Below are 14,817 nucleotides of genomic sequence, written 5' to 3' on the forward strand. Positions count from 1 at the left end.
TTTTGCTCGCTTTGAATATTTTTATAAATTTTGTTGGGGCTATTTTTTTGACTACCTGAACTGACGCTGGCACTACCTGCATATTGATAGTGCTCGCCATAACGGTAGTCGGTGCCGTTAGTGGTGTGGTCATCGGGTTGGCTATTGACCTCGCCAAGTAAGTTGGCTTTGGCATCACGGTAGTTGTAATCTTTCACTTTAACCGATGATGCCACCGTTTGGCTGTGCATGCTAATATCCCAAACGCTTTCAGTGCCACCGTCCAAGGTGCCGCTGGGTAATTTGTAATTAATATGAGCAACTTGGTCATAACCTTGTTCGTAATCGCTTATCACCATTACGTCGCAGTCGTGCTCGGCATGGCTTTCAAAGCGAAACCAGATACCCACATCCGCCATTAAGCGTTGGATAAATTCAAAATCGCTTTCTTGCCATTGGGTAATAAATTCCCTGGCTGGGTAGTGCTCTTTAAGTTCAAGGCGGTAGTCTATGCCATTAAGTCCGTGGCTTCTAAGTATTTGTTCAACCACGCTTACTACGCTTTGGTTCTGGAATATGGCACAGTTGTGGTTTAACGTTAGTCTAGCTAGTCGTGGTGATAAGACCACTTGATAATGCGCTTCTTCTTTATTCACCGATAATTGGCTAAACTCGGTGATAATGCCATAAACCTTGCGGGTGCTTTTATCATTGGTAAAATCACCCAAGGCACGGATTGCAGAACTGAGCGCATCGCTTACAACAGAATTAAATGAGAAAGTAGCCGGTTGGTTTAAAAAAGCATCGGTAGATAGGGTTTTATTGGCACTGGTAAAAGTAATGGTGTAATGCCACAGCTGGTTTAAGGCCTCTTCGCCTTTGACGTTTAACACCGATATAGGAGCGCTGAGTTCATCAATGGTTAGTGTATAACGGTTATGGTTAACTTTATTTGTTAATTGGCTAAGCAAGTCTTTCCCTGCTTGTCCTGCTTGTTCGACGATTTTATCTAAATGTTTTACCATTTTTTTCCCTTATTATTGTTCTCATTCAATTTAATAAGTGCGTTTTACCCCATTAAATGGATTAATGATTAGTTGTTTTAAGGGGCATGAATAGATAGCCATAAATCTGGCGTTGAGGATTGTTACATTGATAGCGTGATTGCTTTGTTTTTATTAGAAAACCAAACCGTAAGGGACAATAATCAAATTTATTGTGAATAAACCAATGCAAATGAATGAATATCATGCTGCATAATGCGGGCATTTGATCTACTAACAATCGTGACATCCTTAACTATACTACCTTGCTACTTATTTAGTTTTGTCATATTTATCTATTTTTATCGGTAATTTTAATAATCAATAATGATAACTAAAATCAGGCATAAAATTACACGATTTTTACACAATTTGCAATATTTAATTGAAGTTAATTTATTGAAATTTAAGATAAGCTTAGTGAGTCATGTTTTTTTAGGTTGCTGCTTTTAAGCCCACTTAAAATTTTATCAATTAAGTGGGGTTAGGGTTTTAGCATTAAGATAGAGGGAATATCTTTTCGTAATCAGGAGTAAACCACCAATAAAAAAGGGAATTAATCTAAAACAGTTATGATAAATCTTGTACCAATACGAAAACAAAAGGTGATGTTTTTTATTTAGGCTCAATCAAATGCTGCATCTTATTGAATTTAAAATAAAAAAATTTTTTTATTGGTAGAACGGTAGAAATTAAAACAAGCCTACTTATGACTTTTTAAAAATCAATAAGTTAAAAATCTTTAAAAATTTAAAAATCTTTAAAAATTTAAAAAATCTGGTAGAATTTATCAGTCGCTATAACTGTAAATAAAACAGATAGCTACAATTAGAGTGTTCCCTGTATACACAGGGATAAACCGGATAATACAATAAAAGAAATATGTGTTAATCCGTGTTCCCTGTATACACAGGGATAAACCGCTCAGCATAGCGTTCGACAGTTACCCAAGGCCGTGTTCCCTGTATACACAGGGATAAACCGTATTAGCAAGTACGCCAATAGTACGAACAAATGTGTTCCCTGTATACACAGGGATAAACCGAGATAAGCAGCGTTGCTATTTGAACGGCGTGTGTGTTCCCTGTATACACAGGGATAAACCGATTATAACTATCAGCGTAGACGTGTTGGAGTGGTGTTTCCTGTATACACAGGGATAAATTACCCTAGAATCTTTCACATTCGCTTCAATTTTACAAAAAAGCGGAATATTGCTATACTTATCTACTTAATTTCCACGAAAAGGAATTGTTTTGTCGATATTCATTTAAAATTTAACTTACCGACATAACAACAGTTTTTGCTTTTTTATTATCCTCTATTTTTTATCTTTGCTTGATTTTTCGTCAAATTTAATTAATTGAAACACATAGTTAATATGTAATTTAAAACGTATTTATTCTGTATTAATAAGTAACCGATTTATTTTGTTGCATTATTCCTTTTCTTTTATTTGCATAAAAAAAGGCGGTATTTTATGAATAAAACAATAGACTCTAAAAATAAACCCTTAAGTATAAATGATATTACCATTATTGATGATAGTAAGTTAAAAAAAGCGATAACCGCAGCAGCACTCGGGAACGCTATGGAATGGTTCGATTTTGGGGTTTATGGTTTTTTAGCTTATGTTTTAGGGCAAGTGTTTTTTCCTGATGCATCACCAAGTATTCAAGTTGTGGCCGCTTTAGCAACTTTTTCGGTCCCTTTTTTAGTTCGCCCTTTGGGTGGGTTAGTGTTTGGGATTTTAGGTGATAAATTTGGTCGCCAAAAAGTCCTTTCTGTTACCATTGTTATCATGTCGTTAAGTACCTTTTGTATTGGGCTTATTCCTTCTTATGCCTCAATTGGCATTGTAGCACCACTTTTATTGCTCATTGCTAAATTGGCGCAAGGGTTTTCAATCGGTGGAGAGTATTCAGGAGCGGCTATTTTTGTTGCTGAATATTCACCAGATCGTAAAAGGGGCTTTATGGGCAGTTGGTTAGATTTTGGTTCTATTGCTGGCTTTTTAGTAGGGGCAGGCTTAGTTGTGTTGTTATCAACTATTCTTGGTGAGGCTAAATTCCAAAATTGGGGGTGGCGAATTCCTTTCTTATTTGCATTGCCACTGGGTTTGATTGGTATATATTTGCGTCATGCCTTGGAGGAAACGCCTGCTTTCCAACAATTTACTGATTCAATAGATGAAAATAATAAAGATAAAGTCGAAAATCTATCAAAAATCACCTTTAAAGAGATTATCACTCAATACTGGAAAAGTTTATCTGTTTGTGTCGGATTGGTGCTAGTTACTAATGTGACTTATTATATGTTACTTACCTATATGCCGAGTTATTTATCGCATAATTTAAATTATCCTACAGATCATGGTGTGTTAATTATTATTGCTATTATGATTGGTATGTTGTTTGTGCAACCTATGATTGGTTTAATCAGCGATAAAATAGGGCGTAGACCATTTATAATCGGCGGAAGTTTGGGGTTATTTATTCTTTCTTATCCTACTTTTATGATGATTAATAGTGATGTTATTGGGTTAATTTTTTTAGGGTTATTGATATTAGCGGTTTTACTTAACTGTTTTACGGGAGTTATGGCATCTATTTTACCGGCTATTTTTCCAACCCGTATTAGATATAGCGCACTGGCTATTTCGTTTAATATTTCTGTGCTTATAGCTGGAGCTACACCAACTGTTGCTGCTTGGTTAGTGGAAGAAAGTAATAATCTTTATATGCCCGCTTATTACTTAATGATAGTGGCATTAATTGGATTATTCACTGGCTTAAAAATGAAAGAAACCGCTAATAAGCCACTGAGAGGCGCAACACCAGCGGCGTCTGATCGCTCAGAAGCAAAAGAAATTTTGTCCGATCATTTTGATTCTATTGAGAAGAAAGTCGAAGACATAGATGAGCAGATCGAAACTCTGCAAGAACAGCGTCAGGATTTAGTCGATCAGCATCCTAAGTTAGATTGAGATTGTTTGGTTCGGTGTTTTTTTGATAATGAGAATTTTGCATGAGTTAAGTCGTGCTTCTTTAAGTTCTCTTAACAATCATTAAGTTGATATAATTTTTGATGGTAATAAGTGTGTTTGGTGTAAGAATATCAGGTTTATAAATTGAAAAGATAGCATAATTTATTAAATATTTGTTGTATGATTATTTTTGTTTTGAAAAAGAAATATAAGGGTTCATTTTATGTTAGAACGCCCAAGAAGAGTGATCGTTAATGCTTTACTGACGGTGTTAAAAGTAAAGCGGATATCGGATAGTTTTATTCGAGTACAGTTTGGCTGTGATAAACGGTTAACGATTGATCCTTTGTGGATATGCCCTCACTTGAAGTTACTTTTTGCTGATCCTTCAACTGGTACAATTATGTTTCCACAATTGGATGAAAATAATAAGATTGTGGTCAACGATAAAATACGCCAACTTGTACGTAGTTATAGTATTCGCTATTTTGATGAAGTAACTAATCAATTATCAATCGATTTTGCCATTCACTCTGAAGGTTTAGCAACACGCTGGGCTCAAGAAGCTAAAGTAGGCAATCAGATTGGTATTGTCAGTATAGTTGGTAAATTAAACTTTAATAATGAAACGTTTGTGTTAATGGGCGATATTTCAGCAGTTCCTACCATTTGTTATACACTTGAACATTTACCTCATAATTATATTGCCTATGCTTTTATCGAAGTTAATCATCAAACCGATATTATACCATTGTCAATTCATGAAAAAGTTAAGATTAATTGGTTTATTCGTGATTACAATAAACCCAATCAATTAGTCGATAAGGTGATTAATGATTCCGAAATTGTGAATCATAATAATCTATTATTCTGGGGAGGAATGGAAAGTTCATTGGCTCAACAATTGCGTCAGGCTTTGAAAGATAAATATGTGGATTTACCTCCTAATGCTATACATGTTATTAGTTATTGGCGTGAGGGATTTGCTGAAGGTGAGTTTAAGCATCGTGAATAATAGTTGAATTCATTTTATGAATATTCTTGCACATTTGCACTTAGCAACATTAGCCAATAGTTCATTAATTGGCAATACATTAGCTGATTTTGTTAAAGGCGATCCTTATTTGACTTATCCAAATGAGATTGCCAATGGCGTTATGTTGCACCGTAAAATCGACAAGATGACCGATACTCTGCCCGAAGTTAGGCAAGCTAAATTGCTATTTCGAAAAACGCATCAACGAGTTGCACCTATTACATTGGATATTGTTTGGGATCATTTTTTATCTAAGCATTGGTCAACTTATGGAGTTGGGTTGAGCGTAGCTGAATTTAATCGCTCAACTCAGTTGCAGATACAGCCTTTTATTTCTAATTTTCCTTTAGACTATCAAGATTTTATGCGAGCAATGTGGCAGGGCGCTTGGCTTGAAAATTATGTTTCGCTTCATTTTATTGGCAAAGTGTTAAATGGGATGGCTAATCGGCGACCAAAATTATATTTGTTAAAAGAAACAATTTTTGATATTGAGTTAAATTATAAACGGTTAGAAGAGCTTTTTTTTAGGCTGTACCCTGAAGTATGCGAACAAGTAAAATTATTAACGATTTGAAATCAAACCCAGAAATAGAGTGGCTATTAGTTTTAAGTTGTCTTGTTATGATGCTGATAAGCCTTAATCCATAAAATAAATTTACCAAAATAAGATTGTTATTTACCTTTTACCTTTTGGAATATGTGATAAATTTAAATTGCTGATTGCCCAAAAAGCTGCAATGATTTTTTCTGATAAACGTCTTTTTTGTACACAAATGCCTATATCAAAGGGCTCCATTAAATTTGTTGGCCATTGGGTCGTGCGTTCTCTAATCCTTTCTGGGCTATTTTCTATTACCACTTTTGGTAATAATGCTACACCGCATCCAAGTGCCACCATGGAAACAATAGCTTCATGTCCAGCAACTGTGGCATAAATTTTAGGATTGATAATTTTTTGTTGTTTAAACCATAAGTCAATGCGGTGTCGGCTTGGTCCGTGCTCAGGTAAAATAAAAGGAATATTATGCCAATCTGGCTTTTTTTGATGTAATTTGTCATTAAATGAGCTATTAAGCTTGGGTATTAGTAGCACCATTTCAATTTCACCGAACTTTAAAAATTCGATGCCAGAAGGGAGTTGTTTTGGTTTTCCTGCAATAGCCAAATCAGCTTCATTTGACTTTATTTTTTCAACTGCATCGGCCGCATCGCCCGTTGATAACTTAATTTCAACAAGAGGATAATTTATCCTAAAATGATCAAGTATATCCGGCAAATGGCTATACGCAGCTGTGACCGAACAAAAAAGGGTAAGTTCGCCCATTAGTTGTTGATTAGATTGATCTAGTTCTTGCCTTAGCTGTTGGTGTTGATTAATTACCTGTTGAGCAAATTGTTTTACTTTTTCGCCTACTTGTGTAATTTGTACTTGTCTATTATCACGGATAAATAGTGGATGGCCGAAATGTTCTTCAAGGCGTTGAATTTGTCTAGATAGCGTTGATGGACTAACATGCATGGCATTTGCTGTTATGCCAAAATGGCACGTTTCGCATAAGTGTAAGTACAATTTTAAATCACGAATATTCATAGAAGCTTCCATTTTAATTTAACACTTCTTGGCAAGAAGAAAGCGATTTACTGATTCGTAGTAAATGTAAATATTATGCATAGATAGATGGGTAAGGCAAATGCAATAACCAATAACATCAATGGTAATATATAACAATACCTGTTAAAATATACAATTATTTTGTGTAAGTTAAAACAGTTAATTTTATGACAGAACAAGCTTATTTAGATGAAGTTAATGCACGTCGCACTTTTGCAATTATTTCTCACCCCGATGCAGGTAAAACAACCATTACTGAAAAGGTATTATTATTTGGTCATGCAATTCAAACCGCTGGAACTGTAAAAGGACGTGGTGCCAATGCACAACATGCTAAATCTGACTGGATGGAAATGGAAAAACAACGTGGTATTTCAATTACTACCTCTGTTATGCAGTTTCCTTATAATGGCTGCTTAGTTAATTTATTAGATACCCCAGGGCATGAGGATTTTTCTGAAGATACTTATCGTACGCTAACAGCGGTTGATAGTTGTTTGATGGTAATTGATGCGGCAAAGGGTGTTGAAGATCGTACACGCAAGTTAATGGAAGTTACACGGTTGCGCAATACACCAATTTTAACTTTTATGAATAAGCTAGACCGTGATATTCGCGATCCTATGGAACTGCTTGATGAGGTTGAAAACGAGCTAAATATTATGTGTGCACCTATTACTTGGCCAATTGGTTGTGGTAAGTTATTTAAAGGTGTTTACCATTTAGCTAAAGATGAAACTTACCTTTATCAATCAGGGAAAGGTCATACAATCCAAGAGGTTCGAATTATTAAAGGGTTAACTAATCCTGATTTGGATTTAGCGGTTGGTGATGATTTAGCTAATCAATTACGTGAAGAATTAGAACTAGTACAAGGTGCATCAAATGAATTTGATTTAGAGGCTTTCTTGTCGGGCGATTTAACACCAGTCTTTTTTGGTACAGCTTTGGGTAATTTTGGTGTTGATCATATGCTCGATGGTTTAACGGCTTGGGCTCCAACACCTCAACCACGTCAAACTGATAAGCGCGAAGTCGAATCATCAGAAGAAAAGTTCAGTGGTTTTGTCTTTAAAATTCAAGCTAATATGGATCCTAAACATCGTGACCGTGTGGCGTTTATGCGTGTTGTGTCGGGTAAGTATGAAAAAGGCATGAAGTTAAGGCATGTTCGTATAGCCAAAGATGTTAATATTTCTGACGCTTTAACGTTTATGGCTGGTGATCGTGAACATGTTGAAGAAGCCTATGCGGGTGATATCATTGGTTTACATAATCATGGCACGATTCAAATAGGCGATACCTTTACACAAGGTGAAGATTTGAAATTTACAGGCATTCCTAACTTTGCACCAGAGCTATTTCGTCGAATTCGTCTTAAAGATCCACTTAAACAAAAGCAGTTGTTGAAAGGTTTAGTTCAGTTGTCTGAAGAGGGCGCTGTGCAAGTATTTCGTCCTTTAATGAATAATGATTTAATTGTTGGAGCAGTTGGGGTACTTCAGTTTGATGTGGTCGTTGCTCGTTTAAAATCGGAATATAATGTTGAAGCCATTTATGAGCCTGTCAATGTTACTACTGCTCGTTGGGTAGAGTGCAATGATGTGAAAAAATTTGAAGAATTTAAACGAAAATGTGAACAGAATTTAGCTTTAGATGGTGGAGATAATTTATCCTATATAGCACCAAGTATGGTTAATTTAAATTTAACTCAGGAAAGATACCCTGATGTTGAATTTAGGAAAACACGTGAACATTAATTGTGATTTTAGGCTATTAATTTTATAAAAAGAATAAAAAAGAAGAACTAATATTTTAGTTCTTCTTTTTTATTAATCTTCATATTTAGGGCTGTAAATTTCAATGCTTTTAAATAAATTCTAGTTCAGGATATTCATTGGTTGTTTGTTTATTTTTTTTAGTAATTTGTCTATTTATCTATGAAATTGATGTTTTGTTTTTTTAGTGTGCAAATTAGTTATTAAATTTCATTGAGTATTAAAGTTAGAAGTATTTTTAACTGATTGTTTGGTTTTAACTACTTTACTATTGCTAATTAGAGCAGTAATAAAGTGGAACTGTAGATAAAATAGTGATCATTAAGGCTGACTTGAATTACATATGATCCTTCATTCTATCGATTTCAGATTTATGTTTTGTTCTTAATTATTGAATTTAGAATATAATAGTATTTTTTAGTGGGAAAATTATATGAATAACATAAAAATTAAATTGATTTTTTTTATTGTACTAGGATTCATTATTTCCAATTTTTCTTTTGCTATTGAAAATAAACTTGTTCAACCAGTATTATTAGAAAAAATACAGCAAAGCGAGCGAGATGAGCGCCAATATGAAGTGATTAAGCTGGCTAATGATATGCGAGTTTTATTAGTGTCAGATCCTAAAGCGGTTAAATCTTTGGCATCACTTGCTTTACCTGTTGGGTCTTTACAAGATCCTAAAGATCAGCAAGGGCTGGCGCATTATGCAGAACATATGGTGTTGATAGGGTCAAAAAATTATCCAGAACCAGCGAGTTTTTCACAGTTTTTAAGCCGACATTCAGGTAGTTATAATGCCAGTACTGCAGCACATAGAACGGCTTTTTATTTTGAAGTTGAAAATAGTGCGTTAGATACAGCACTTGATTATTTAGCCGATGCTATTGCCGATCCTAAGTTAGATCCTAATTTTGCCGATAAAGAACGCAATGCCGTTAACGCTGAAATGACTATGGCTAGATCAAGTGATGGTTTTAGAATTGGGCAAGTTGATTCTGAAACAATTAATCAAAATCATCCAGCTTCGCAATTTTCAGGTGGTAATTTAGAAACGTTAAGTGATAAAGTTAGCAGTAAGTTGCAAGATGCATTAGTTCGATTTCATGACAATTATTATTCAGCCAATATTATGGTTGGGGTGGTTTATAGTAATCAGTCTATCAATAAATTGGCAAAATTAGCTGAAAGTACTTTTGGTAAAATCCCTAATAAAAATATTAATGTGCCTAAAATTGATAAACCAGCAATAACTTCTGATAATTTAAGTAAGAAAATTGTTATGGTTCCGGCTCAACCCAAAAAGTTGTTGATGTTGCAATTCCCAATTGATGATAACTTAGCTAAATTTGCTGACAAAAGTGATGAATACATTGCCTATTTAATTAGTAATCGTAGTCAAAATACTTTGGCTGATCAACTGCAAAAACAAGGATTGATTGAAAGTATTCAAGCAGGAAGTGATCCGATTCGCTATGGTAATAGTGGTATTTTTAGTATTAATGTTACGTTAACCGATGAGGGGCTTGCACAAAAAGATAGAGTTATTGGTGCCATTTTTAATTATTTACAATTAATACAAAAAGAAGGGATTTCTGAAATTTATTATGAAGAGCTTAAAAAAGTTCTCGCATTAGAATTTAAGTATCAAAATGTTGAACGCGATATGTCTTATGTAGAATGGTTGTCAGATCAGATGCTGATGTACCCTGTTGAGAATATATTGAATTCTGATTATATTGCTAACCATTTTGATAAAGCAGAGATTAATAAGCGCTTAAAAAGTTTAACACCAGATAATGTTAGGCTTTGGGTGATTTCATCAGATCAAACAACCAATAAAACTGCGTATTTTGTTGAAGCTCCCTATAAAATGGATAATATCACTGAACAACAGAAATCAAATTGGGTAGCTTTAGGTAAAAATTATGTGTTTAGTTTGCCAGAGTTAAATCCTTATATTCCTGATGATTTTTCTATTTCAAACAAAAATAGTAATCAAATTCAACCCGCAGAATTTAGCAATCGGGGGAATTTTATACATTTTGTTAGTCAATATTTTTCTAAAGAACCTAAAGCAGCAATTGTGGTTTCGTTACGTAATAATCTAGCTTTTGTTGATGTAAAATCTAAGGTGTCGTTTGATTTACTTGACTATATAATTAGCCGTAGCTTAGATCAATTACAATTTCAAGCTGCAGTTGCCGGTATGTCATTATCAACAAATTATGATAATGGTTTGATGATTAGGGCTAGTGGTTTTAGTCAACATCTTCCGAAAATGGTTACTACTATCCTTAATAGTTTTCGGGATGTTACCATTGATGAGCATAATTTGGCTTTAGCTAAATCTTGGTATCTTGAACAATTAGATAAATCGGATCATGCTAAAAGTTATTGGTTAGCCGTTAATGCTGTTAATGCTTTGTCTGATTTGCCTCATTATTTTGAACGTGATAAGCGGCGGCAAATTACTTCAGAGATTAGTGTTAATGATCTTGTAGCTTATCGTGATAATTTGTTAACTCATTCTGTGCCATATATGTTAAGTCTGGGTAATTTGTCTAATGAAGATTCATTGGATCTTTATCATTCAATCCAAAAAACATTGGTGCGTGATGCTAGATTTACACCGATTGAAAATATTAAAATTAAAAAAACGCTAGAAGCTCAAATTACTCAGCAAGCTAAAAGCACTGATAATGCTTTGATGATGGCTTATATTCCAATTAATTATGATCGCATAAGCAGTAGTGTGTTAAGTTATACTCTGTCTAAAATTATTTCACCTTGGTTTTATGACCAATTACGCACCAATGAGCAACTCGGCTATGCTGTATTTGCTGTTCCTGCCTTTGTTGGCGATTCAATTGGTTTGAGTTTTATTCTTCAAAGTAATCAGTATGATCCTGTATATTTGTTAAAACGTTATCAAGCGTTTTATCCAATTATTTTAAGTAAATTGCAAGCATTATCAAAAGAAGATGTTGAACAGTTCAAAAAAGCAGTACTTGATTCGTTGACTATGCCGCCGCAAACATTAGATGATGAACTCAATTTTTATATGTCTGATTATCGGTTTTCGCGTTTTATGTTTGATTCTAAAGATAAAAAAATAGCACAGATTAAAAAAATCACTCAGCAAGATTTAGTTGATTTTTATAATCGTTCGGTAATGGAACAAAAAGGTTTAGTATTGGCAACGCAAGTACTTGGTTCAGTTACTAATTCAGCAAAACAGCCTCAAGCAATAAATGATTTTACTGAGTTTAAAAATGCATCAGCCTTGCAGAAATTATTATTAGGCGAAATAAATAAATAAAATTTAATGTTGGGATAAATGCTTTTGAGCGGTAACTTTTCAATATTAAATGTTTTTATTGGTAAGATGTCAGTACATTTGATTTATTATGATTGATATGATTGAGTATTCTTAATACAAGTTTAGTAAACTACAACTCAGTAAGTTATTTATGCAATGTAAAATGAGGTAATTGTATGCAATTACCTCATTGATTTAATGAATAATTTATCTAATCAAATTGATTAATAGTCTAATTCTTCTGCACCGTTATCAATTGTGTTTTCATGATCGCTTGATCCCGGCAGCGCCCTAGAACGGTCGATTGGTACATAGCTGCCATTTCGTGTTTCTACTTGACATTCACCTAAATAAATTGAGTATTTAGTGTTTGCATGCATACTGACACCTCGGAAGTAGCAGTGAGTAGCACTATATAAATCTTGTCGACAAAGTATCGCAATAATTAACCATACAACAAGAATCGCTAAGCCTACCCATTTTAAATATTGCCAAACAAAAGCCCAAAAACTCTGCTTACAAAAATGGCAATAAACAGCAATGAGTAAAATTACACCGATAAATCCTAAAAATTCGTATAACCAAAATAGCCACATATCGTTCCTCCTAGACAATAATTAGTCGCTATTTTATACTAACTTTATAGTTACATCCATGCCCCATTACGAATAATACCAACAGCAAGCCCTTCAATAGCAAAATTTTGTTGTTCTAAATCGATTTCAATTGGTGAAAACGCTTCGTTTTCGGCAAGAAGATGAACATTTTTGCCTTGACGAGATAGTCTTTTTACTGTGACCTCATCATCAATGCGAGCAACAACAACTTGCCCGTTTTTAACATCTTGTGTTTTGTGTACTGCGAGCAAATCACCATCTAATATGCCAATATCTTTCATGGACATGCCATGAACGCGTAGTAGAAAATCTGCATGAGGTTTAAAAAGAGAAGGATCAATTTGATAATGGCTTTCAATATGTTCTTGAGCTAAAATTGGCGAACCAGCAGCTACTTGCCCTATAAGCGGTAAACCAACTAATTCGTTTGGATCTTCTTGATTTTCAAGCAATAGTCGAATACCCCGGGATGATCCAGTTATCAATTCAATTGCTCCTTTTTTAGCTAGTGCTTTTAGATGTTCTTCAGCTGCATTAGCCGAACGGAATCCTAAACTTTTAGCAATTTCTGCTCGAGTTGGTGGCATACCAGTTGTTTGAACATTTTCTTTTATTAAGTCATAAATCTGTTGTTGTCGCTCTGTTAATGGTCTCATATTTTTTCCTGTGTTTATATACAGATATATGTAATTATATACAGCCAATTTGATAAAGCCAACTGTTTATTTAATTTATTTTTAGTCTATAAATAATTAATGTATATAGCTTAAGATAAATTTTGTTACCTTGTGCAAAGATCATCAATTGATTAATGTCATTAATTGTTTTTAACTTATGAATTTAATGCTAAAAACTTACATTGACATAGTTAATGGGGTATTTAATATTTAATAGGTGGTATACTTATTCTTTATTAGAAAATGATTGATATTACGTTATCTACAAAATATAAGGGTAGTAATAAAAAACTACTAATTCTTTATATAACGTTGAGATGATTTAGGTTATGTAATGAACCTTTACTGTATGATATACTATTAATAGTATTACTAGGTTGGAATTTGTATCATGTCTTATGTTGTTGCACTTAGTGGAGGGATTGCTAGTGGTAAAAGTACCATTGCCAATCTATTTGCTAATTTAGGTGTGCCAATTATTGATGCTGATATTATCGCTCGTCAAGTTGTTCAAGTTGGAACAGATGCATTCTCACAAATCGTTAAGCATTTTAGCCAAGAAATTTTGTTACCAAACGGTGATTTGGATCGCAGTCAGTTAAGAGAAATTATATTCAATAATGATCATGAAAGGCTTTGGCTAAATAGCTTATTACATCCAATTATCCATAAAGAAACTCAGCTATTATTAGCCAAACAATATGCAATTTATGTCATTTGGGTTGTACCGTTATTAATTGAGAATAATTTAAACGAATTTGCTGATCGTGTGTTGATTATTGACACACCAAAGTCACTACAATTAGCTCGCTTGGTTAAAAGAGATCACGTTGATGAATTATTAGCAGAAAAAATGATACTTTCACAAGTTACTTCTAGTAAAAGATTATCTTATGCTGATGATATTATTAAAAATGATGGTGATTTATCTTCATTAACGTTACAAGTCAATAAATTACATCAGCAATATTTAAAAACATTTGGAAATGAAGAATGAATAAGCATGAATGATATTATTTTTGAACATCCTTTGAATGAAAAAATGCGTATTTGGTTACGTATTGAATTTTTGTTACAGCAGATTAATATGCATTGTCATTTTAATCAAAACAATGCATTGCTTTTTTTTCATGCATTATCAGAATTACTTGAAATAATTGAACGCAATGATGTAAAAGGCGATTTGATAAAAGAGATTGAATCTCAAAAACAAAAACTTAACGCATGGATAAATATTGATGGGGTAGATCAAGAGTTATTAAATGGATTACTGAGCAAGCTAGAGTCTTTTTTAATTAGATTTAATACAATATCTAGATTAGGTCAGCCTTTAAAGGATGACCGTTTTATTATGGCAATTAGACAACGATTAATGATTCCTGGGGGATGTTGTAGTTTTGATATACCTTCTTTTTATCTGTGGCTTAAACTCTCTCAAGAAAAACGAGATGCACAAGTTAAGAATTGGTTAGAAAATTTGTCCTTATTGGATGAATCCTTGACATCTTGTATGCAATTAATAAGGCAATTAGGTGAATTTAAGAAATTTAATTATAGTAATAACTTTTTCCAAGAAACAAACGGCGATGTAAATTTGATCCGTATCCGCGTTTCTTTAGATAAAAGAGTTTATCCGAAAGTTTCTGGGCATATGTCTCGTTATAGTATACGTTTTTTACCGCTTGAAACTTGTGAAAATGTTAATATAGATACCATTGAATTTGAGCTAGCATGTTGCTAATAATTTTAAAGAGAACTTGA

11 protein-coding genes and 1 CRISPR repeat array are annotated in these 14,817 nt (G+C 33.6%); of the genes, 7 read left to right on the top strand and 4 right to left on the bottom strand.

All coding sequences use genetic code 11. The annotated features are described in order from the left end of the window. The coding region (locus A9G48_RS06780) for a type VI secretion system Vgr family protein (RefSeq protein WP_141672973.1) at positions 1–1,004 on the bottom strand (1,004 nt) is incomplete at its 3' end. 851 nt (positions 1,005–1,855) lie between these two features. Beyond that, a CRISPR array of direct repeats spans positions 1,856–2,189; the repeat unit is 29 nt; unit sequence GTGTTCCCTGTATACACAGGGATAAACCG. A gap of 313 nt (positions 2,190–2,502) precedes the next feature. On the opposite strand from A9G48_RS06780, the gene proP reads away from it, so the two are divergent. From proP to A9G48_RS06795, 3 genes are all read left to right on the top strand, one after another. Further along, entirely contained in the window at positions 2,503–4,008 is a 1,506-nt protein-coding gene (gene proP, locus A9G48_RS06785) for a glycine betaine/L-proline transporter ProP (protein ID WP_034946509.1), read from the top strand. A gap of 223 nt (positions 4,009–4,231) precedes the next feature. Continuing rightward, positions 4,232–5,023, top strand: a complete 792-nt coding sequence (locus A9G48_RS06790; protein WP_065575989.1) for a siderophore-interacting protein — start codon at positions 4,232–4,234, stop codon at positions 5,021–5,023. Positions 5,024–5,039: 16 nt separating this feature from the next. After that, positions 5,040–5,621, top strand: a complete 582-nt coding sequence (locus A9G48_RS06795) for an acyl carrier protein phosphodiesterase (RefSeq protein WP_065575990.1) — start codon at positions 5,040–5,042, stop codon at positions 5,619–5,621. A 102-nt stretch (positions 5,622–5,723) separates the two neighbouring features. Here the strand turns inward: A9G48_RS06795 and ilvY are convergent, their stop codons facing one another. After that, on the bottom strand, positions 5,724–6,638 hold the full coding sequence (gene ilvY, locus A9G48_RS06800) for an HTH-type transcriptional activator IlvY (protein ID WP_051825287.1): 915 nt from the start codon (positions 6,636–6,638) through the stop codon (positions 5,724–5,726). Between the two features lie 188 nt (positions 6,639–6,826). Between ilvY and prfC the strand changes: the two genes are divergently transcribed. Together prfC and ptrA are read left to right on the top strand one after the other, a co-directional pair. After that, positions 6,827–8,419: a peptide chain release factor 3 gene (gene prfC / locus A9G48_RS06805; RefSeq protein WP_065575991.1), complete on the top strand. Its 1,593-nt coding sequence runs from the start codon at positions 6,827–6,829 to the stop codon at positions 8,417–8,419. A gap of 451 nt (positions 8,420–8,870) precedes the next feature. Beyond that, positions 8,871–11,762, top strand: a complete 2,892-nt coding sequence (gene ptrA, locus A9G48_RS06810; protein WP_065575992.1) for a pitrilysin — start codon at positions 8,871–8,873, stop codon at positions 11,760–11,762. A 224-nt stretch (positions 11,763–11,986) separates the two neighbouring features. On the opposite strand, the gene A9G48_RS06815 is transcribed toward ptrA, so the two are convergent. Continuing rightward, positions 11,987–12,358 carry a hypothetical protein gene (locus A9G48_RS06815; protein ID WP_034946496.1) on the bottom strand — a complete coding sequence of 124 codons (372 nt, stop codon included), beginning with the start codon at positions 12,356–12,358 and terminating at the stop codon, positions 11,987–11,989. A 50-nt stretch (positions 12,359–12,408) separates the two neighbouring features. Next, a complete protein-coding gene (gene lexA, locus A9G48_RS06820; RefSeq protein WP_034946494.1) occupies positions 12,409–13,035 on the bottom strand; it encodes a transcriptional repressor LexA in 627 nt (208 codons plus the stop codon). A 412-nt stretch (positions 13,036–13,447) separates the two neighbouring features. Between lexA and coaE the strand changes: the two genes are divergently transcribed. Both coaE and A9G48_RS06830 read left to right on the top strand, forming a co-directional pair. Beyond that, positions 13,448–14,053, top strand: a complete 606-nt coding sequence (gene coaE, locus A9G48_RS06825; protein ID WP_034946493.1) for a dephospho-CoA kinase — start codon at positions 13,448–13,450, stop codon at positions 14,051–14,053. 6 nt (positions 14,054–14,059) lie between these two features. Further along, positions 14,060–14,797 carry a cell division protein ZapD gene (locus tag A9G48_RS06830; RefSeq protein WP_034946491.1) on the top strand — a complete coding sequence of 246 codons (738 nt, stop codon included), beginning with the start codon at positions 14,060–14,062 and terminating at the stop codon, positions 14,795–14,797. Positions 14,798–14,817: the final 20 nt, after the last annotated feature.

The organism is Gilliamella sp. wkB18 (assembly GCF_001690875.1).
Classification (GTDB): domain Bacteria; phylum Pseudomonadota; class Gammaproteobacteria; order Enterobacterales; family Orbaceae; genus Gilliamella; species Gilliamella apicola_A.